We start from the raw sequence: 21,661 nt of genomic DNA on the forward strand, positions 1-21,661 counted from the left end.
GGTTTCGCTGTTCTTTTGTTTTATGCTGTTTGTTAAAGCCCGATACCATTGAGGGTATTATCAATAACCGGCTGTAAATCTGCCTGGCAATAATCGCCCCTGGCTAAAGCCGCTGTGCCATTGAGTAAGGTTGCCAGGGTGAGGGCATTGCTTTTGGCGTTTTTATCCAGTGCTAATGAAATGGCCTCCGGATCTTGTTGAAATAACTCTTCCAATAATGCCGGGAAAAGCCCGGCCGCTTCTGCAATCAGATCCCGGGCTTGTTCGGGCATATCTCCGCTGGCGGCTTCTGTCATGCATAACATCACATAACAGCCTTTAGGGTTTGAGCTTTCAAACTGGGCGCTGATCACTGAGCTTAAGAATTTTTTTAACCGCTCCCTTAAGGGGGTATCCGGCAAAGACAAACAGGCGACATGAATTTTGCCGTGGTTTTCGATGTAATGCTCGGTCGCTTGCAGGAACAGCTTTTCCTTGTTGCCAAAGGTGCTGTACATGCTGGGTTTATTGATGCCCATGCTTGAGGTGAGGTCTGAAAGTGAAGCGCCGAGGTAGCCTTTTTGCCAAAACACTTGCATGGCTGCCTCTAAAGCTTGCTGCTTATCAAATTCAAGTTTTCTGCCTCCGGCCATATCTACCCTTTTATCGTCTTAAAAATTCGTGTTGACAGTATTGTACCGATAGGTATAATTCTTTTCAATCTTACCGATCGGTACAAAATATTAGAAACACCATCGGTGGTGCAGTTATTTATTCGAGTGAGTCATTTAGTTGTGCATGCAACTATTCCTTTCAATAAGAGTTTTGGAGAAGCGTTATGGGTTTTTCAATCAGCAATAAAGTGGCATTGGTTACAGGCGCAAATCGCGGCATAGGTAAAGCCATTGTTGAATCTTTCCTTAAACACGGGGCGAAAAAAGTGTATCTGGCGGTGCGCAATACCGAATCGACCAAAGGGCTTGAGCAGGAGTATGGTGACAGGGTGGTTAGCCTGCAACTTGATGTTTCCGACAATGCTTCTATTCAACGGGCAGCCGCTCAGGCCGGTGATGTTGATGTGCTGGTCAATAATGCCGGGATACTGATGCCGGCAAATTCTTTAAGTGAGCATGCCGAAGAGGTGTTATCAAAAGAGCTGGATGTCAATGTTTTTGGCCTGATCCGGGTAGCCAAAGCTTTTGCTGCTACTTTAGAGCAAAACCAGGGCGCGCTGGTACAACTTAACTCGGTGGCCTCGATCAAAAACTTTGCCGACTTATCAACCTATTCTGCCTCTAAAGCGGCTTCATATTCCATTACCCAGGGCATACGTGAACAACTTGCGCCTAAAGGGGTTAGTGTTTTGAGTGTACACCCGGGACCGATTGACACGGATATGGCGGTTCAGGCAGGATTCGATGGTGAAGCCGACTCAACCGCTTCGGTTTCCGAGGGCATAGTGAATGCGCTGGCCGCAGGTGATTTTCATTTATTCCCGGATACTGTGTCCAAGCAGTTTGAAGCGGCATACCAGGGCTATGCAGGAGCACTTATTCCTGAAACGCTTACCGCTTAGCAACCCGCTCCTTAAAGGCCAAGTCTCAGGCGGAAACAGTCATAAGCATTTCCGCCTGGTTTGGAGGGATGTAAAAGAGCTTCTTCTGTAACAAGGTTTATATGTTCACTTGACTGAAGGAGAGCTTCGGCGGACACTTTATGCAACGATATATTGATGATGAGGCAAAGCGGTGCATAAATCGTCCATGAGCTGGGATGATGTCCAGTTTTTTCTTTCGGTGGCGCGTTCCGGCAGTGCCCGGGCAACGGCGCAATTATTAGGGGTTAGTCATTCCACGGTTTCAAGACGAATGGATAACCTGGAATCGGATTTAGGTACCCGGTTGTTTGACCGTAATGTTAGCGGGTATATCCTGACAACAGAAGGACGCTCGATGATGGAGTATGCAGAGCAGGCCGAAGATGCTTTAGTCAGCGCCGAACTGCATCTGCACGGCCGGGACACTGAACTTAGCGGCCTTATCCGGTTGACCATGCCTGATAATATTGCCAATCAAATCCTGATCCCGGAAATGGTGAATTTTACCCGCAAGTATCCGGATATTGATATTGAGTTTTCTGTCTCCAGTAATGTTTTTGAATTGATGCGGCGGGAAAGTGATATCGCCCTGCGCTTTATGGGATTTGGTAATCCGCCGCCGCAGCCCTTGATCGGGCGTAAAGTGGCCTCGGTTGCCGCCTGTTTTTATGCCAGTGATGATTATCTGGCAAAATATGACTTGTCTGATCCCGACTCCGGCGCCCGCTGGTTGGGGTGGGGCGAGACAGATCGCTTTCCCCAATGGGTGAAAGCTTCTCCTTATCCGGATATACCCGCGCAATATAGCATGGATCAGGCAGGCACCCAGGTGGCGGCAGTACGGGCCGGTATCGGTATGGCGATGCTGCCCTGTTTTCTTGGCGATGCTTGTGAGGGCATTTCCCGGCTGCCAAACGCTCAGGTGCTGCTCAATCATGAAATCTGGTTGTTATCTCATCCTGATTTGCGGGAAGTTACCCGCTTGCGCAAGTTCAGGGAATTTGTGGTGGAGCTGTTTGAACGCAAGCAAGCCTGGCTTGCTGGTGAAGAAAGTGCCGGTTAATTACTGTGCTGGCGGCAATGCCCGCGAAGGTGGGCTAAATGTATATGCGGCAGCCGGGCAAGGCTTTTTTGAGCTCGTTAATATCTGAGACATTGCAGTCACGGACAAAGAGTTCTTTTAAGTTTTTAAGACTTTTTAGCGGCGTTAGGTCTTTTATCGGGGTGTTGCTTAAATAAAGTGTCTGCAGCCGGATCAGCTTGGCCAGCGGTGTCAGGTCTTCGACTAAGGTATCTTCAAGATCCAAAAAACGTAAACGGCTGAGTTTTGCCAGTGCCGTTAAGTCGCGGGCATTGGTTGCAGCTAATTGCAGCCTCTCCAGTTGGCTAAGTTTTGCCAAAGGGGTTAAGTCGTCGATTTCGTTGTAATTTAATTCGAGTACTTGCAAGGCGGTGAGTTTTTTTAATCCCGTCAGCTTATCTATACAAGTTTCTTCCAGATAAAGCTCCCGTAAATTGCTGAGTTTGGCTAAAGGTGTTAGGTCATCTACTTCGGTATAATGCAGGTTGAGGGCTTGCAGTTTGGTGAGGTTTGCCAAAGGGGCTAAATCCTGGATATTGGTGTCTTCAAGCTCCAGGGTATGTAAATTAGCCAGGGGGCTAAGGGGCGTTAAATCTTCAATTTCGCTGTAACTTAGATTGAGCTCCTCCAGCGCTGTCAGTTTCGCCAATGGCGAGAAATCTTCGACATCTGCCTGCCCCAGATCCAAAAAATACAGGTTTTCAAGTATCACCAGGGGGGCCAGGCCCTGGGAGAGTTCCCAATCGCTAAAGCTGAGATCTGCTTCCTTGGCATAAGCGGCGAGTAAAGGCGGGGACTGGCACAGAAAAGCCATTTTTCTGCACAGTAGATCTGAATACTTGTCCAGGCCCTGCTTAATCATTAACTTGGCCAGTTGCGCTTCCCTGGCGATATCTCCGTCCATTTTTTCGATATCCCGGATGATCTTTTCCCGGTAGCCTTCCCGGTTATCTTTGAAATAATCCAGCAATAACACGTAAGCTTCTGCGGTGGCGATTTGCATCAGCGCATAAGCACAATAATGATCTTTTTGTATCGAGCGTTGTTGTGGCCGTTTCAGGTGGGGGATGGCCAGTTCACCGGCATTGGATAAGGCGTCCCGTACCTTGGCTGAAGGCGGCGGAATGATTTTTGGAATAATGCCGTTGAGTTTATCGGCAAATTCAGGTGAAATCTCCCTTAAGCCTTCCTTGCAGCTGAGCACCAGCAGATAAAGGCTGATGGCTTGATTTTCGTTATGCTGCTGATCAAATTTTTCCGCTTTTTCCAGTAATTTGCTCAGGTATTTTTCATTATCTTCCCTGGAGTGGGACAGGCCGATGGCCATTTGTATGGTGCCATGCCAATAATCTTTGCTGGCATTTTTTCTTAAGGTGGCCCAGTCCCGTATCATGATTAAATATTCCGCAGTAAAAAATTCCTGGAAAGATCTGTGGGCAAACTGGATTTCACCTGGGCCAACGGTTTGCAATAAGCCGCTGCGTTCCAGGAAAAAACTTTTCAGATCTTCAGCGCTCAGCACTTTATTGAGTTTGGGTAAATTGTTGAGCTTTTCCCCCAGCCGGGCCAGCAAGTCATCCGGGGTGAGGCTGATCAGTTTTTTTTGCGTCATCCAGTGGCCGATATAGGCGAGTAAAATCACTTTGTCCTGATGATCGAGCAGGACAAAACGCTCGTCTTCAATGATTTTCTTTTCCCGATCCCGGCTGTCTAAAAACATCCGGCTGGTGGCCTGGTAGAGATCGGTGCGGTTTTTCGGCAGGTAACCGCTGCGATCATGATGCAGCATACACAGCACGCCGCACAATAACGGGTTTTCAGCCAGGGTGCGCAGCGGGCGTTGCAGTTTCAGCTGCTGCAGCAGGTTTTCCCCTTCGTCCACAAAGGCATCGGGTTTGGTTTTATCGTATTCCAGCGCCACCGCCTGATGCCAGTGTTCGATAAAGCTTTGCTGGGCCCCCTGGTCCATGCTTTGTAGTTTAACCGCCTGGAAATTGAGGGCTTTGAGGGCATTATCATGGTAGGCGGAGGGCCTGGAAGTGAGGATAAACTGATTGCCGCTATGTTCCCGGCACAGGGTTTCAATCCAGTTCATCACATCCGTGCGGCGGTTTTCCGGGACTTCATCAAAACCGTCGATCATGATAATAGCTCTTTTATCATCAAGCACTGCATCAAGCCAGGTCTGATGGCTGGCCTCAATCTGGCAATCTTCTACCATCAGGGCATAAAAGTCGGATTTTTTTGGCAGTTTCTTGCGCTTTAATACTTCGCGTAATTTAATGAACACTGGTACCTTTTGATTCCAGGGGGCTTTGTCGCCGCTAAAGTCCTGGCGTCCGCATTGTACCGTCAGCCATTGCAGCAAAGTGGTTTTTCCCTGTCCGGCATCGCCGATGATCACCAGGCGCTCGAAGCCGGTCAGCGCCTGTTCGGTCGAGAGCACTTCACTGTCTAGGTCGTCGTTATATTCGGTTTCTGTATTTAACGAGATATAGGCGACACGCAACTGGTATTTGCGCGAGCGACCGCCGAAGTTGATGCCGAAAATTCTTAGTTCGTCAAAGCGGCGAGCCACGGCGCGGCGGTATAACTCTTCTATTTCTGTTTTTTCATCCCGGTTGACTTCTTTGATCTCCTGCCAGCGCCTTAATTCTTCGCTTAGTTTTTCAAATAGTTCGTGGGGGTCTTGCAGTTGTGTCAGCAAATTGTCCTTATTCCATGCCGGCAGGGCTTCACTGCAGTCGACGATCAGCTCACATAATAACGGCAACAGTTTGTCAAAAAGCCCCTGCTGCTCCTTATCCGCTTGAGCCAGTTCGTTGGGGCTATGCTGGAATTTTAACGCGCCGTTCAGTTGCTGGGGTTTAAAATCTACCTTGTTCAGGGTATCAAAAGTCGGATTGCAGACGCGCAGCTGGGAGGCCAGAGCCGATAACACCATTTTCTGGCTGGCAAACGGGGTCTGCTTGCCGGTCAGTCTCAGGCTTAACTCGGCAAAATCACTTTGCAGTGTGGCAAAGGTAGCACTGGCGATATTTTTAACCCGGGCACCATGGTTATTTTTAAGGTGCTCTAAATAATTGCCTCCTTCCGGGACTTGCAGCCAGACATTGGCAATGGCCTGGATGATACCCGGGGTGAGGTCATCATAAAGAATATCTTCAATAATGCGTGCCTGTCTGGCCTGGTGTTCCCCGGGGTCCTGTTGCTGTATTTTCGGGGCGGCTTCGGGAGTCTGTATGTCCGTGGCAAGTGTTTCAATTAAGAGCGGCAATTCATCAAAATCTTTAAAGAACAGGGGCCTGACGCTCGCTTGCTGGTAAAGTTTGGCAATGTCGTTGGGTATTTGCTGCCAGTTTTCTTTTTTGATGATGGCAATGGCATAGGGCAGCTGTGCCAGCTTGTTTTGTTTTTTGCACCACAGGTACCAGTCGATGATCCTGGGATCTGTCATTGAGCAGCCGATAAAGACTATTGGCTGACTGAGCAATAAGGTTTTGAGTTTACTGTCAAGCAGCGGATATTTTTGCGCATAATCGAGATAAGTGTTTTCATCAAAAATCCATTTTTCAATATCATAGATGCTGCCGTGGATCTTAAACAGGGAAATGCGCCCGCCGTGTTCTAAGGCTAAATTCTGCTCCAGGGTGATCGGGGTGAAGGGCTGGGCGGTTTGCTTAAAGGCCGACTCTAACAGTTCATCGTAGTTGGTGGTAATAATTACCTGCCAGGGCAATTGCACCAGTTGCTGGTGCATAGTGGTGGGGGCTTTTTGCTGTTCTAAAAAGATCTTGCTTAAGGCTTTATTCAGCTGGTTGTAGTTATTTTCCCGGATGAAGTGCTGTATCCAGTGAGTAAAGGAGCGCTGCGGGCTATTAAGTGCAAAATTCTCGTCGGCTGGTGTGAAGGGCTGTAAGGGCTTAAGGCTTTTGTCGCTGAGTTGTTTTATCAGCTCGTTTGTTGGTGGATATCCCGCTGCTGCCGATAATCCGGCACCGACCCAGAGCATAGGCCGGGTGCTGCTGTCTTCTATCCCCTGGAGCAATAAATTCACCAGGGCTTGCCACTCGGGTGACTGGTTGAAAGTTAACGCCATAACAAGGCCCTTTATCTTCTGAGTCAGTCAACTTTTTTTATTGATATGACTGTAGATGAGTTTATTATCTATATCCATGCACCGGGTGAGTTTTAATAGAAAAACAAGCTTTAAATCATGATGTTTGCTTTGCCTTGAAATAAAAACAAGGCAGGGGCGCGGTGATGGACAATAAGAAAAGTGGCACCGCTTAGCCACTTAGCCGGTACAAGAAAAAGGAAAAAAGATGATAGATATTTTAGGGATAGCAATAGCCTTTATCACCACCATGCTGTTATTTAGCGTTTTGGTGACGGCGATAGTGCAGTTTGTTCAGCAGCTCTTTGCCAGAAAACATCAGGGCCTGGTGAGCGGCATGTCACAATTCGCTGAGGCTATTGCCGGGGTTGATGCCGGTTTTGATAGCAAAAAATTTCTGCAGCAGGTGACTTCGGGTATAGTGATCAAAAAAGCTCAGTATGTCGGTTTTGATAAAGTCAAAGCGGTGTACCATCAATTTTCTATCGACAAGCCGATAACGGATATTCGCCTGCAGCAGATGTTTGAACAGGCTGAAGATGAAATGAGGGCGTTATTTAAAAGCCAGATGGATAAAATCAGTATCTGTGTTGCCGCCCTGATTGTGTTACTGATGCAGCTGGATGCTTTTGCCTTACTGAACCGTTTATCTGTCGATAATGATTTCAGGCAGGCGCTGGTGTTGCAGGGACAGGGGATTCTGGCAAAAGCTGAGATAAGAAATGCTCCGCCGGTGCGTGATATTGTGCAAAAAATTAATCAGCAATTTGTCGATCAATATCCGTCACTTGAGGCGCTGGCCAGGCAGGAAAATGACAGTGCAAAAGAAGCGATAAGTGACTTTAATCAGTTAGTGCGGCAACAGCCTGCGTTTTCCGATATACAGATGCAGATGTTAGCTGTTAAGTACCAGGCTGCGTTGGAGGCTGCTATAGAGCAGGCGCAGCAGCAGGCGGTGACCTTTGGCCTGGAGCAGTATCGCAGCCTGAGTAAATTTGGCTTTCAGGTTCTGCCGGAAAAAACGGTTGATTATTACCTGTCGCTGCAAACCTTGTTGGGACTGTTCTTTAGTACCATTCTCATCAGTCTCGGTGCTCCTTTTTGGTTTAATACCTTAAAGTCAGTGGTCGGCCTAAAAGATGCCATCGCCCTGAAACATGAAGCTGGAAAAGGAGGCAAGCCCGGCTAAAGAGTTGAGCTTTACCTGGCAAGCCCAAAGTTCAGCTTAAACTTTGCTCTGCTGGGTTTTCAGATACTGCTCGAATTCTTGTTGTTGTGCCTGGGTCAGGGAGTTTTTGTCAATTGCCTCGATTAATGCCGGGGGCTCAAGACCCCAATAGCGGTTTATGCGCAATTCGGACATGATGGTGAGCAGGTAGAGTTTGATTTGGCTGTTATCCCCGGCGAAGGCATCGGCTTTTTGAAAATGACGGAGGGCGCGAAAGCGGCGGTTTTCATGCCAGTGATGATTGCCCAACTCACGGTGGCGTTTTATTAATTCGTCTTTACTCAGGGTGTTTTGCAACACCAGCTTGTTGGTGATTTTAAAAGACAATAATTCGGGAGACATTTCTAACCGGGCGTAACACTTTTCGATTTGCTTATGAATATCCAATGATATGCCGGCTAACGCCATCTTATTGGCAAAATACAGCAGGATGTTGAGTTGGATGACATCGTAGGCTTCTTTGTCTTTGCAGAGTTGTTCAAACTCGGTTTTGATGTCGTTTTCCGCCAGTATTGCCATGCCCAGTTTAATAAAGGGCTCGTAAATATCGAATTTGAAACTGCCTTTATCAAAAGTGTTATCGGTGAGAATATTATCTAAAGCCGCCAATATCTGTGCTTTATCTAAGGTGCCGGTATCACCGGCAATCAGGGCGCTGACATAAACTTTCATCAGGCTGATGGACAGGCTGTTGGCATAATAAAAGCTGGTTTTTATTTTTTGTTTGTGGTGGATAAAATCGATCGCGGCTGCCAGGCCTTTGCTCTGTAATATTAACAGGGCACAGGTATCAATTTCGTTGGGACGCAATACCAAAGCCTCCAGTTTGCTAAAGCTGGTCAGGGCCTGGTCGGGCTTATGCTCCATCAAGGCCAGATAAGTGGCATAATAAACATAACCGCGAAAGTAATATTCTTGTATATCGGCAGACTCCAGGGTTTGTATGAACTGCTCTTTCTGACCTGAGGTAAAGCTGATAAATAATTGCTCCCGGTATTTATCTCCGGGATGGGCGATTTTTGCTGTCAGTTGCCAGGCCAGTTCCGGGTGCGCTCCCAAAAATAACAGTTTAATTTTCAATAACAGCAGTTCATCTTTATGCAGGCTCGACAGCTTGCTGCTGTTAATCGTACTGACTTGTTTTACCAGTACCGCTGCAGACAAACTGTGTAAATTTTTTAACACCGGCTGGAACAGGTTTAAAGAAGCCTGGGTAATGGCGAGCAGCTTTTGTACTGTTTTTGGCGAAAGCGGAGATGGTAACATTTCGGTGCGCAGATGGCGGAAGATAATACTGGAGTTCTCTTCGATGGCACCGGATGTCAGTAAGACAAATTTACACCAGATGGGTACCAGGTGTTTACGGGTAAAATAGCGGATAAGATCCGGGCCCGAAAAAGTAAAGTCATGTTCGTCCTGGATAATAATCAAGTCATAGGCAAAGGTTTGCTTTTTCTCTACCAGGTAACGGGCATCTCTTTTAATAACGACTTCATGTCTGCCCAGGCTAAGCAGGATCTTTTTTAAGCTAATACCCGCAGCCATATCGGTATTGATGATCAAGATTTTAAGCTTTTTGCTCGCCTGGTAATCAGTTGTCATGAATTACTCTCTTTATTGACCTTGTCATTTTTTCCGGAATAACATCAAAACGCTATTTTCATCGACAAGCTATAATTTCGCTCCAATTGCGGCAGAAGCGAGCTGTAAAAACCAACGGCTATGCCCATGGCCTGGGTTTCCAGGTTTCCGCCGTTGGCGCCCTGATCGCCGGGGGCATAATAGCTTTCGTTAAAAAGGTTGTTGATTTTTAAGGTGAAGGTGAAAGGGTCAAGCCGCCAGTTGAGGTTGGTATTGACCAGAGTATAGGCGTCCAGCTTTTGCTCCAGGGTTCGCAGAGGATTGCGGCCATAAAGCCTGGTTTCGCCATGATAGAGCAGGCGCAGGTTCCACGACAAAGTATCTGTTAAAGGCAAATCCAACCCGGCTTTAAATTTGTGGGGAGCGATATCGCCGGTATCGGCTTCGCCGTTTTGCCAGCCGAGCACATTGCCGTTACTGTCTTGCTCGTAAGAATAAAAAATATCGCTTTGCGCGTCTGTGTAGGTGTAATAGATATATCCACTGATCTCGTCTGCGCCTTTAATAAAATTATCGTAGAAAAAGCGACCGCGGTACTCTGCCGCGAGCACTTGTCTTTTGTCGCTTAAGTTTTCGGGAATGGGCTCTTCCTGGATCACGCCTTCAAACTTGGTGAGATAAGCGGAAAACTCATGGCTCCAGTGGTCTCCCTGGTGGATATAAATGGCTTCAAGATTTTTTAACGTTTCCGGACCAACATCTTCGCTGGCTGCCCGGGCGGAAAAGGCGACAAAGACCAGGTTGGGCTGCGGTTCCTGGAAGGCTTCGCCGTAGAGGAGTTTTAGCGTGTTATGCTCATCAAAGCGGTAGATCGCCGATATTCTGGGGTTGGTGGTGCTGGCATAAATATTATTGTTGTCATAGCGTATCCCGGCGCTGATACGCCAGTTATCTTTGTCGTAAATGGCCTGGGCATAAACTCCTTCATCCGTGGTGTCCGCCAGCAGTTCGCCGGGATGGCGGCGGCTTAGCGCCGGGGGCAGAACAAAATTGTCTGTAGTGGGAGAAAAAATACCGGCGCCTAGCCCCAACTCCCCCGGTAACTGTTCCTGGGTGCCGCAAAAGGGTGAGAAGGCATTAAAATAACCGCAAACTTCAAATCCCCGGGGCAGGGATTTGCTTTCATATTTAATACCGCCGGTGAGTAGCCAGGTGTCGTTAAGGCGGTATTCGCCATCAAGCTGAAACAGCTCAGAACTTGCCAGGGAGTGCCATAAGGATAATGAGGTATAACTGTTTTCTGCCGCTTCGCTGTAATTGCCGGCAGAGGTGGAATCCCTTTCGGTATACAGGGCCTTGATGCGCAGGCTGGAATCAAAACTGTGGTCGATTTCAACGCCCCATTGGTCGGTATGATAATACCAGGGACCGTGGGGTTGGACATAACGAGACAGGTATTCCATGCCGTAGCTCATATTAACTTCGGTTTCATTGTAGAAAACCCGCAGACTTTTATAACTGAGGCTGGCAAACAAACCGTTTTGATCATCCGGGTCGTTATATTGGCCATAGGGGGCACCGCGTGAGATAAAAGGGCCGCCGTTGTTGCCGGTCAATAAAGGCCCCCAGATACTGGCATTGGCTAAGTCCGCGGCGTTGTAAAATTCATATTGACTGGAAAAGTCATCAAGATCCGGGCCGTCGCTGTCGAACAGTTTCCCGGCAATATCAAAAATAAAGTCACCTTGTTTTGCCGTGAATCCCCATTCGATATCCCGGGTTTTATAGCTGCCATAGCTGGTTTGTATGCTGCCTTCCATGCCGTCTTCCATATGATCCGCGCCGGTTTTGGTGATGATATTGACCACGCCGAGAAAGGCATTGGGTCCGTAAATAACCCCCACCGGGCCGTATAACACTTCGATGCGGCTGACACGACTCATGGGTATTTGCCGTTCGATATTCAGGTAGTGGCCCCAAATTTCGTTTTGTACCCGGCCGTTAAGTAAAATCAGGGTGCGGGAGGCATAGGGCTGACGGTAGCCCCGCTGGAAGGCTTTGTTGGGGCGATCGCCGTTGCCGGCGTAGGCATCAAAGCCCGGCAGATCCGCGAAGATTTCATTAAAGTTACTATAACCCCGTTGGTAGATATCTTCGGCGGTGATGATCACCAGGGAAGCGGGGGCATTGGCTACTGTCTCTTCGGTGCCGGAAGCTGAGGTAATGGTAATGTTGAGTAAGTTTTCAAGGGAGATACCGGTAAGGTAGGGGTTACTTTCTTCTGTATCAGCCCCGAAAGCAACGCCGATAAAGCTAAGATAAATACCTGACGCTAAACTGAGCGCTTTGCTGGAAAGTGTTGGCATAAGGGACCTGTGGCAAGTCATTTTTTCTCGATTGCGCGGGCACGGCAATACGTACTTCTGTCCCTGGTTGACGTTTACAGATACCAGCCTGAACTGTGTTATACCGGAAAATTATAGTTGAATTTTTTCATCTTGTTGTCTGTGTATCCAGGGTTGGCTTTGTTTACGGTCATTATCGATATGACATCTTCATCTGAGCTGTCTTCTGGTTCATGCTTTGGCTGTCATGAGCTAACTTATTGAATTTTTTGGAGGAAGCATAGGGCAGAGCATGCTGCTGTTCTTATGATTTGTTCTATACTAAAAATCGTCGCCGTGATTAATTAACACTATCTATAAGATCAATTTAAGGATGAAGTGCATATGGCTGTCAGGAGAAATCATTGTCATAACCCCGATGTTGTTATTCTTTATCAAGAATCGGAAGTGATACATGAAGCCATAAAACGTATTCAAGATCTTGATATCAACATCCACTCGATGAAAATAAGCGATTCATGCACTGATGATTTGATTGTTTTAGAGCCTAAGGTCATTTTACTCTCCTGCAATAATGTCAGTAACAGCATTAAATTTTATGCTGAATTCTTAGAGTCCCATGCCAGGGATATCACCCCGCATATTGCTGTTTTGTTAATCAGCAACAAAGAGTCGCCACGGGCATTTATTGCCTGTGAGAACGGCTTGTTCGATAACTATGCCATTATCAATCCTTTGAATGAACCTTACAGGCTGAAACTGGTGCTGCAGCAAGCGTTAAAGCTTGTTGAAAGCAAACAAAACACCAGTATCAATGATTTAATCGCCGAAGGGGAGGAAGAGCTTGCTTCTTGTATTGAGCACGGGGTAAGCCTGAAAAAGTCCTTCCGGCAGCAGTTGGATATCTGTGAAACCAAAATTTTTACTTCAGCCAGAGAGCAGCTGGATAACGATGAGATTCACTTGTTGTTTCAGCAAATTGTTGAAACGGCCATGAGCGAACTTAATGAAAACATTTCTTTTCAAATGCAAAATGTTTTAGAGCAACTGCTTGATGTTGAAAAAATCAATCAAAGCATAGCTGCTAAAGTCACGCCTTCGGGCGCGGATATCCCACAAAAGATAGAAAATTATTTGCACGGCAAAAGCAAGTTGCCTGAGCGCAATGCCGAGCCTGAGCAAGCTAAAAAAAGGAAAAGGTATAGACTGCTGATTGCCGAGCATTCGAGTTTAATGGTGCAAGTGTTAAAAGATATTTTTGAGAAAACCGAGTTTGATTTTGCTGTCGCCAGCAACGGTATTGATGCCTTGCAGCAGTTTGTTTCTTTTAGCCCGGATATTATATTGCTTGCCTATGGCCTGCCGAAGTTGGACGGCATTGAAGTGACCGAGCGTATCCGCGCCTCAGGCAGCAAACTGCCGATAATTGCCTTTAGCCATAACAAAGACAAAGTGTTGATAAAAAAATGGGTGTTGCTTGGGATTAATGCTTATATTGTCAAACCGTCCAGCCAGGGAGTGATTTATAAAACGGTACGGGCTGAGGTGAATAAAATTAAAGAAACATTGAAGAAACAGGATAATTCCCCGGTAGAGGAAATTGAGTGGCGTCCTGAATATTCTGTTGGCAATAAAAGTATGGATGAACAGCACAAAAAACTGTTTCTACTCATTAACGAGTTTTTTCATTCGGAAAACAAAGAGGATGTTGTCAGGATATTTGAACAACTGGGTCTGTACGTACAATACCATTTTCGCGAAGAAGAAAAGTTGCTGGCTGAGATGCGTTATCCAAGGCTGGTCGAACATAGTAAGCATCATAGGGCACTGATCAAAAAGTTTATCCGGTTAAAAGCAAAGTTGGATGACTATGATATTGAATTGCATCATAAAATAGCCGTTTTTATGTATAATTGGCTCGCCAGGCATATTTTGCAGTCGGATATGGATTACAAGTTATTTGCGATGAACAAGCGGCATCAGAGTAAAGCAGTAATGGACTTTTCTATTTGAGCTGCAAAGTTGCTATCGGGGAGTCCCGGTTATCGCTTCACTTTGATTTTGTAACACTTGCTTTGTTTTAAAGTATTGTCAGGCGGTTATGGCAGGTAAAACGGTCCTGTTACCGGACCGTTTTGCTCAAAAAATTTATTACTGGCGACAGCCGTCGGTATCAAATTCCGCTAACATAGTAGCGCCGCCGGTGGAGTTTTTCACCCGGAAATAGCCCCAATAGCTGCTGATCTGGCTGAGATCGGCAATATAGATACATTCACTGTTACCGGAATTTTCCGAAGAGGCGTCATAGCTGCCGTCAGAAGGCCAGCCGCCGTGGCGGTAATATAAATCCAGGTTCCCCTGACCGTGGGCGATGGTGACGGCCAGGCTCTGGTGTCCGCTGATATCCGGCAGGCTCAGCCAAATATTCTGGCTTGTCCCCAAACATTCGGCTTTACCCGAGGTTAAACGCCCGCCTGTGATGGCAGCCTGGGTTTCGCAAACACTTTCCAGCGGTGAAGACAGGCTGCTGATGGTAACTGTGGCGCTATCTGTAGCTTCAAGGCCGTCATTATCGGTCACGGTCAGGGTGGCAGTAAATTCACCGCTGCTGGTGTAAGTATGTACGGGATCTGCATCGCTGCTGCTGGTGCCGTCGCCAAACTGCCAGTGGTAGCTGGCAATGTTGCCGTCGGGATCATTGCTGCCGGCGCTGCTAAAGTTGACGCCCTGTCCCTGGACACCCGAATAGTCGCCGTTGGCTCGGGCTACGGGGCTTTGGCCTGCCTGATCATTGATTTCATAATAAACCTGCAGCTGAACATCTGAGTATTCGAGGAAAGGGTCAATCATGACATGGACAGTGCCGCCGCCGCTGATTTCACAGTACTCCGCCATCTTAGGCGCGCTAAAAGGCCGGCAGTCGTAGTTATCATTGGTGGGTTTTTGCCCCTTACGCACGTAAATGTCGGGATCGCCGCTATAACCGCCGGGGATCACCACCAGGGTTTTGCTGGCGTTGTTTGGCACATTGAATTGGTATTCTTTCGGTGTTGCCCCTTTGGCGGATTGCAGGTTTTGTTCGTCGTGTAAGAACTCACGGCTACAAGTATCACAAAGGCTTGGATCTGTAGTGCCCAATACCCTTAACCTGGCATTGCTGTACTCGGAATAGGCATCCACCGCGGCATAATAGGTATCGCTGGCAGAAGGACTGGAGAGGGTGATGAGTTCGGCTGTTCCCGGGCTTTTAAACGAGATGTGATCTGCTATCCAGTTATCACCATTTTTTTGCGGTTCACTGCCTTTGGAGACATACAGATCCGGGTCTTTATCGCCAAAGCCGTCCAGGTAAAAAGCCACCGCCTGGGTGCCGCTTGGAATATCGGCAGCGAAGGTCTCTACTTCTCCCTTGTTGGCAGAAATGCCGCTGATATCGACTATGGTGCTGCCTGAGGGGATCAAGTCGGTACCCGAGCCATCCCAGGGGTGATCTGCATCACTGGTGTATTGGGATAAACCGGTGGCGATCAAATTACTGTTGCTCCATAAACTTGCCCGGGCAGGGCCGTGCAAGGCGGCGGTCATACGTTTGACTTGCTCGGCGGTAAACATGGCGTAATTGTCGGTGTAATGCATAAAGTTTTCGGTATTGGTGGTTTGCCCCATGCAGTTCAGATGATTGTCTGCCATATCTGAGCTGCCCATTTGCGGGGTATCGCAGGTGCGATCACCTGTGACTTCACAAAAACCTGCCTGGTGTACGCTGCAGCCGTCTTCAAAGGTGTGGGGAAGGTTGAGGAAATGACCGAACTCATGGGTTAATACCGAGCGGAAGTTTTCATTGGTATTGGTGCCCAGGTAAGCACCGTTGTATACCACCCGCGCAGTATTGTTTTGAGACATAGAAACCTGGGGATACCAGGCAACGCCTGAGTTATTGGTGCTGCCGTCGTCATAGAGATCATTCATAATATAGACATTCATATATTTGAAATTATCCCAGGCGTCGGCGGCGATTTCGCTGTTATGGCTGGAGCCGTTACCATAGCCTTTTTGCTCGCGATTGTAGCGGACAATGCCGGTTGAAGCCTGGCCGGAAGGATCTTTTTGCGCCAATACAAACTCAATATTGAGGTTTTCCCTGATCGCCTGAAATTCTGCGGCTATGGGGCCGTCCTGGGTATTGAGGCCGAGAAAATCTTCGTTGGTTTTATTGAGGGCATCAATGATTTTCTCATCCGTTAAGCAGTCGCCGCCATTATCGCAATTAAATTGCCGGCCATAAATGTGAAACACAACCGGGACGTAATAACGGCCGTCAACGGCCTGGCTGTTTTCAGTGGCCGCGACTTGGGTTTGTTGTAGCTGGTTTAATATTTCATTACTGCGGCTTTTGCTGTCGGCGAGAAAGCGGCGGTTTTCCCGCTGGATTTGCTGCCAGCTTTGGTTGTTATTGTCGGTACCGCAAATTTGCCCACTCGCTTTACTGGTATTGGCGGCTTGATTTAGAAAGGCTAAATCTGCGGGCAGTGATGCGGTTTTCAGTGAGGCACCCGCCCAGGCGCTGCAGCACAGCAGGCTCAGGGAGAGTCCGGATATTATTTTGTTAGACATGTTATCTTCCTTTTATCTTTATTGTTTTTTTGTCCTAAAACCGGGTTTAACATTGGGGGCTTGGCAACTAATGGATACGGGTAAGCTGGCAAGTTGATAAACCTGGCTTTTAGAATTTAGCAGGAAAATAATATATTGCATACAATATATTTAAATAAAATTTAATCAATAAAACATAAAAGTGGATATAAATTAGCCAATGTATTGAATAATAATGATTTAATATTTTCTTGTTCGTCTGGGCGGGGTTAAAGATATTACTGGCTTATTGATAAATGTTTAAGGAGGTGTTAGATGTTAGGAAGAATGAACAGGAAGAATGAACAGGAAGCATGAACGGGTGTGATTAAGGTGTGACATATAAACCTTTGTTCTGGATTATCTGCTTTTCTGCTTTTTCAATCAGCTGTTGTAAATCACCGTTATTTTTAAGACGTTTGATTTCTTGATCTATGACCGGGACTAAAGCCTGATGCTTTTGATAAATATAGTGATAAAGCGGTAATACGGCTAACGGCTTTTCCATGGCAATAATATTTTGATATCCCAGTCTCTTAAGTACCAGGTTACCGTCAAGGGTGTTGGTTAAGGCGACATCGACCTTGCCGCTTCTTAGTAATCTGAACATGGCTTCCGTGCTGTTTACTTCATATACCTGACTCAGCCCTGCGGTTATATTATTGGTATGTTTAACACCTCTGACTTTGACCAGTTTATAGTGTTTCAGGTCTTCTATATGCCTGATAGTGATCTGCTGTTGTTTTAATACAAACGGCATGGTTTCCAGATAATAATAAGGGGTGGGTACTCTGATAGTGGTGCTGTTTTCATCCCCGTAGGTCCATATCCGCATAATTTCGCCATCCTTGTTGCCTGACGATGCAACATATTGGGCGCGATTGGCGGGGAGGGGGATGATGTTGATATCTATGCCCAGGTTTTTATAAATTTGAGGAAGCACGATACGGCCAAGTTCCTGCTCAGAGAGATATTCAATTGAGGCAAACTCGTAGTTGGCGCCAACGGGGGTTTGGGCTGATACATTAAAAACCAGTAAAAAACCAAGTAAATAATACAGCTTGTACATACTAAAATACGGCTACTTGAGTTGCTACCTGAGTTGGCATACTAGCATGCTTACGCCTTTGCGCCTAATAATAGCTTGGTCAGCAGTGATGGTTATTTTCAATAGCTAGATGATGTGTAGCAGTATTGGCTTTGTAGTAAAGTCTTGAATTAATTGGATAGCTTTAACTACTGCAGGAAATTTTTGCTAACGGAATCATAATTTTAAGTTTATTGACATAATTTGCTGTCGTTTTAAAGTAAAGACACCTAAATTAAAGTCTGTCTTAAGGGGCATGAATAGCGGTGTCAGCCCCTTTTAGCTGAAGCAGCAGCGCTTATCGCTCAGGTTATTAATGTCATGATAGTATCGCTCCATTTGACCGCTTGCCAGTAGTGTTTTACTAAATCTTCCTGCTGATGTTGTGATAATGCCGGTTTGAGGGCAATATTTTTCTCATATGCTTTTACGAGCAATAATACATTGTGCTCGCTGTTGTCGTTATCAAGTAAAGCCGTTTTCACATGAGGCGCCAGTTGTATTTCCTGTAAAATCGTTTCAAGCTTAGTGTTTAATACCGCATCAAGTCCTGAAAACAAGCCGACGGTAAAAGCGTCTTTAGCATTGGTGAGTTTAATGGACTTGCTGTATAACTCGCAGGTTTTTGCACGTACCAGCAAGGTGCGGAACAGCTCAAGGGGCTGCTCTGATTCCGATACCAGGGTGAGGATTTGCGCCCACTGTTTGATGATATCGACTCCCAGCATTACCACGGCTTCATGGATATTCTGGATTTCCCGTTTAAACGGATATAAGGGGCAGTTGACAATTTTTAATAATTTAAAGGTTAACCGTGGGTCGGTAGCAATAAGCTCGGCGATTTTATCGTTATCAATGTCTTCACGGCTCAGCTCAGAAATCAATTGTAAAGCCACTTGTTTGTTGGCGGCTACCTTGTTGCCGGTGATTATTTTCGGGCGTTCCAGGTAATAGCCCTGGAACAATTCAAACCCCATTTGCTGGCAGCGGTTAAAGCAGTCTTCATCTTCGAGTTTCTCGGCGAGCAGGGTGAAATTATGGCCATTAAGGTGATTCAGGTATTGTTCTACATCATCGAGGGACTCTGCCTGTACGTCTATTTTCAGGTAAGAAATATAGGGAAAAAGTTTTGAGTGCTGGCCATCTAATTCAAAATCATCCAGGGCAAAGGTGAAGCCTCTTTGCTTTAACTTTCTGATACAGTTGATGCTGAATTCGCTGATTTCCACTGTTTCTAAAATCTCGAATACCACGTTGGGGGGCGGGGCGGAAAAAAAACTCTCGGAAGTGAGAAAGGCTAAATCTACGTTGATAAATATCGGGCGGTTGGCCGATATTTCTTCATCCAGGGAATTCATGCACAAGTTGGCAAGCAGCTTGGATGTTGCCTCAAAATCATTGGTTACCCCGGCGTTTTGATTATCGTCGCTTCGATATAACAACTCGAAAGCAAACAACTGGTTGTCATGATTGTAGATGGGCTGCCTGGCAAGCATACTAATATTCACGATAGTCCCTTTTCCTGAATGTTACATACCTTAGAAAATTAATATTAGCTGCTTTTGTGGGAAAGCGGTAATCGCGGCTTAGCCGGACTTTTTTGCTTAAATCAACAAGGTCTCAGGTAAGTTGATTTTTTATTGCGATATGGATGGTGGTGTTTGTATCGATAACTTGGCTGAAAATTGCTTCTAGTTGGCTAATAAAAAAGCGATTTATAGACCAAGCTTAAATCGAAGTAATTCTTTAACGAAAATATAACGCAGGTATTACATACACCTGTTAACCCACCTGAGTCAAAAAGGACGACTTGACTATGTATAAATATGTTTTAGCTTTACTGGTTTTCAGTGGCGTCAGCCTGACGGCACATGCCGATACGGTGAAAAAGACTGCCGCACCCGTGGCAATTATCGCAGAGACGGTTGAACAGAAGTTTGCTTTATCGCCTCAGAAATCACTGAGCCTTGCCGATGGCAGTGGCCGTGAATATCAGATCAAGATTCATAAAGCCGGCGCCGAGTTTATTAAAGTGCATTTTAGCCACTTTAACATTCCTGCCGGTGCTTCGGTGGCGGTGACCGATGTTGCCGGTAAAGAGCGGTATGTTTATGACGGTGTTGCCAGAAACCAGGCCACTTATGACAGCGCTGTAGAAAACGGTGTTAACCAGTTTTCCGCGATGTCGGTTTTTGGTGATACCGCATTGGTGACCCTGACCTTGGCACCGGGCAGCAAATGGCAGGCGCATCATCAAATCAATATTGACCGTTTCAATGCCGGGCTTAATAGCGATGATATCAATTATTTTGGCGAGCAAAGTTCATCCGGTGATATTGGTATTGAGTCAACTTGCGGCGTGAATGAGCGCCGGGATGTTGCCTGCTGGGCCGGTTCACACCCGATCGAATATGAGCGCACCCGTCCGGTGGCCCGTTTGCTGATGTCCGGCAGCGGTTTATGTACCGGCTGGCGTGTCGGCGAAGACAACCTGATGTTTACCAACGAGCATTGTGTCGAGAACCAGAGTGTACTGAGCAATACCGAAGTCTGGTTTAATTACCAGAAAACAAGCTGCGGCGGGTCAGATTATGCGGGTACGGTAAAAGTGACCGGTAATACTTTGCTTAAAAGCGACTATGAACTCGACTATACCCTGTTTTCCGTGAATGATTTTAATAGCATTAGCGGTTTCGGTAACTTCGGGTTGGATGTGAGAACGCCGAACTTATCGGAGCGTATTTATATTGCCCAGCACGGTTCGGGTAATCCGAAAGAGCTGGCGATAGAAAGTGATTCCAATGCCAGCGGTTTATGTGAAATAGATCTTGCCACTGCCAACGGCCGGGGTGCGGGTACAGATACCGGTTATTTTTGTGACACTATCGGCGGCTCTTCCGGCTCGCCGGTCATTGCCGCGGCCAGCAATAAGGTGATTGCCTTGCATCACTTTGGCGGCTGTGAAAACCAGGGGGTAAGGGTTGATCGAATCTGGCCGCAAGTTTCCAGTTATTTTAACGATGTGCCGCCGCTTGGCGATAATAACAGCGGTGGTAATCAGCCGCCGGTGGCCGTGATCAACTACAGCTGTGATGCATTAGTCTGTGACTTTGACGGTACCGGCTCTGTTGATGTTGACGGCTCTATTGTTGGCTACAGCTGGTCAGTGGACGATGTTGCGGTATCAACTGCTGCCACTATGCAGCATACCTTTGCTGCAACCGGCAATTATACCGTGTCACTGCAGGTGACAGATGATGTTGGCAATCAGACGCAAAGTAATATTAGTGTGAATGTTTCTGATGGCCAGCCGGGAGAGCTGCAGTCAGGGGTACCGGTTAACGGGTTAACCGCCGCTACAAACGGTGAACTCGACTATTTTATTGATGTTCCCGCCGGTAATAACAATGTACTCATCAATATCAGCGGCGGCACGGGCGATGCCGACCTTTATGTGAAAAACGGCAGTGCGCCGACCAAGAATGATTATGATTGTCGTCCGTACCTTAGCGGTAATAACGAGTCTTGTACGTTGGATATGACCAGTGCTGGGCGGGTGCACATTAAAGTGATTGGCTATGCGGCATTTGACAATGTCACTATTGTTGCCACGGTCAGTACCGATATTCCCGATGATTTTCCTAAAACAGGTCTATCGGCAACCCAGGGGAACTGGATATACGATGAATATCAGCCGCCAGGCGGGGTCAATCAGATAAATGTCACCATTTCCGGCGGCACTGGTGATGCCGACTTGTATATTCAAAAAGGAAGTCAGCCGACCACAGGTGATTATATCTGCCGACCTTATTCAGACGGCAATAACGAGACCTGTACCGTTGAGCTTAACGGCAGTGAACCCATTCATATTGGCATCAGGGCTTATTTGACCTTTAGCGATGTCACGCTAGATGTGAACTAAGGTGTGGTTTTATTTGTTGGCACGCTTTGAAGGAAAGCGCGATTAGTAATAGTGAATTAGCAGTAAGCGTGTGAACAAGTTGGAATAAAAGC

At 46.8% G+C, this 21,661-nt stretch carries 12 protein-coding genes; 5 read left to right on the plus strand and 7 right to left on the minus strand.

Features of this window, described 5'->3' with window-relative positions:
• Positions 1 to 32: 32 nt before the first annotated feature.
• Complete coding sequence (locus QL234_RS29830; RefSeq protein ID WP_281561371.1) at positions 33 to 632, minus strand: TetR/AcrR family transcriptional regulator; 600 nt, start codon at positions 630 to 632, stop codon at positions 33 to 35.
• A 185-nt stretch (positions 633 to 817) separates the two neighbouring features.
• Here QL234_RS29830 and QL234_RS29835 point away from each other — a divergent pair, with 185 nt between their 5' ends.
• Both QL234_RS29835 and QL234_RS29840 read left to right on the plus strand, forming a co-directional pair.
• Positions 818 to 1,555 (plus strand): SDR family oxidoreductase, encoded by a 738-nt coding sequence (locus QL234_RS29835; RefSeq protein WP_281561372.1) that lies wholly within the window; start codon positions 818 to 820, stop codon positions 1,553 to 1,555.
• Positions 1,556 to 1,727: 172 nt separating this feature from the next.
• Positions 1,728 to 2,639 carry a LysR family transcriptional regulator gene (locus QL234_RS29840; protein ID WP_281561373.1) on the plus strand — a complete coding sequence of 304 codons (912 nt, stop codon included), beginning with the start codon at positions 1,728 to 1,730 and terminating at the stop codon, positions 2,637 to 2,639.
• A gap of 34 nt (positions 2,640 to 2,673) precedes the next feature.
• On the opposite strand, the gene QL234_RS29845 is transcribed toward QL234_RS29840, so the two are convergent.
• Positions 2,674 to 6,756 (minus strand): leucine-rich repeat domain-containing protein, encoded by a 4,083-nt coding sequence (locus QL234_RS29845; RefSeq protein WP_281561374.1) that lies wholly within the window; start codon positions 6,754 to 6,756, stop codon positions 2,674 to 2,676.
• Between the two features lie 226 nt (positions 6,757 to 6,982).
• On the opposite strand from QL234_RS29845, the gene QL234_RS29850 reads away from it, so the two are divergent.
• Positions 6,983 to 7,963: a hypothetical protein gene (locus QL234_RS29850; protein WP_281561375.1), complete on the plus strand. Its 981-nt coding sequence runs from the start codon at positions 6,983 to 6,985 to the stop codon at positions 7,961 to 7,963.
• Between the two features lie 36 nt (positions 7,964 to 7,999).
• On the opposite strand, the gene QL234_RS29855 is transcribed toward QL234_RS29850, so the two are convergent.
• Both QL234_RS29855 and QL234_RS29860 read right to left on the minus strand, forming a co-directional pair.
• Entirely contained in the window at positions 8,000 to 9,604 is a 1,605-nt protein-coding gene (locus tag QL234_RS29855) for a hypothetical protein (RefSeq protein WP_281561376.1), read from the minus strand.
• A 44-nt stretch (positions 9,605 to 9,648) separates the two neighbouring features.
• A complete protein-coding gene (locus QL234_RS29860) occupies positions 9,649 to 11,949 on the minus strand; it encodes a TonB-dependent receptor (protein WP_281561377.1) in 2,301 nt (766 codons plus the stop codon).
• Positions 11,950 to 12,312: 363 nt separating this feature from the next.
• On the opposite strand from QL234_RS29860, the gene QL234_RS29865 reads away from it, so the two are divergent.
• Positions 12,313 to 13,941, plus strand: coding sequence for a bacteriohemerythrin (locus tag QL234_RS29865; RefSeq protein ID WP_281561378.1), 1,629 nt, complete (start codon positions 12,313 to 12,315; stop codon positions 13,939 to 13,941).
• Positions 13,942 to 14,079: 138 nt separating this feature from the next.
• On the opposite strand, the gene QL234_RS29870 is transcribed toward QL234_RS29865, so the two are convergent.
• The 3 genes from QL234_RS29870 to QL234_RS29880 all read right to left on the minus strand — a co-directional run bounded on the left by QL234_RS29870 (position 14,080) and on the right by QL234_RS29880 (position 19,155).
• On the minus strand, positions 14,080 to 16,542 hold the full coding sequence (locus tag QL234_RS29870; RefSeq protein WP_281561379.1) for a M43 family zinc metalloprotease: 2,463 nt from the start codon (positions 16,540 to 16,542) through the stop codon (positions 14,080 to 14,082).
• A 346-nt stretch (positions 16,543 to 16,888) separates the two neighbouring features.
• Entirely contained in the window at positions 16,889 to 17,629 is a 741-nt protein-coding gene (locus QL234_RS29875) for a transporter substrate-binding domain-containing protein (RefSeq protein WP_281561380.1), read from the minus strand.
• A 323-nt stretch (positions 17,630 to 17,952) separates the two neighbouring features.
• Positions 17,953 to 19,155 carry an HDOD domain-containing protein gene (locus QL234_RS29880; protein WP_281561381.1) on the minus strand — a complete coding sequence of 401 codons (1,203 nt, stop codon included), beginning with the start codon at positions 19,153 to 19,155 and terminating at the stop codon, positions 17,953 to 17,955.
• A 308-nt stretch (positions 19,156 to 19,463) separates the two neighbouring features.
• Here QL234_RS29880 and QL234_RS29885 point away from each other — a divergent pair, with 308 nt between their 5' ends.
• On the plus strand, positions 19,464 to 21,569 hold the full coding sequence (locus QL234_RS29885) for a pre-peptidase C-terminal domain-containing protein (protein WP_281561382.1): 2,106 nt from the start codon (positions 19,464 to 19,466) through the stop codon (positions 21,567 to 21,569).
• Positions 21,570 to 21,661: the final 92 nt, after the last annotated feature.

Origin of the sequence: Thalassomonas sp. RHCl1 (genome assembly GCF_947387555.1) — a bacterium.
Lineage (GTDB): Bacteria > Pseudomonadota > Gammaproteobacteria > Enterobacterales > Alteromonadaceae > Thalassomonas.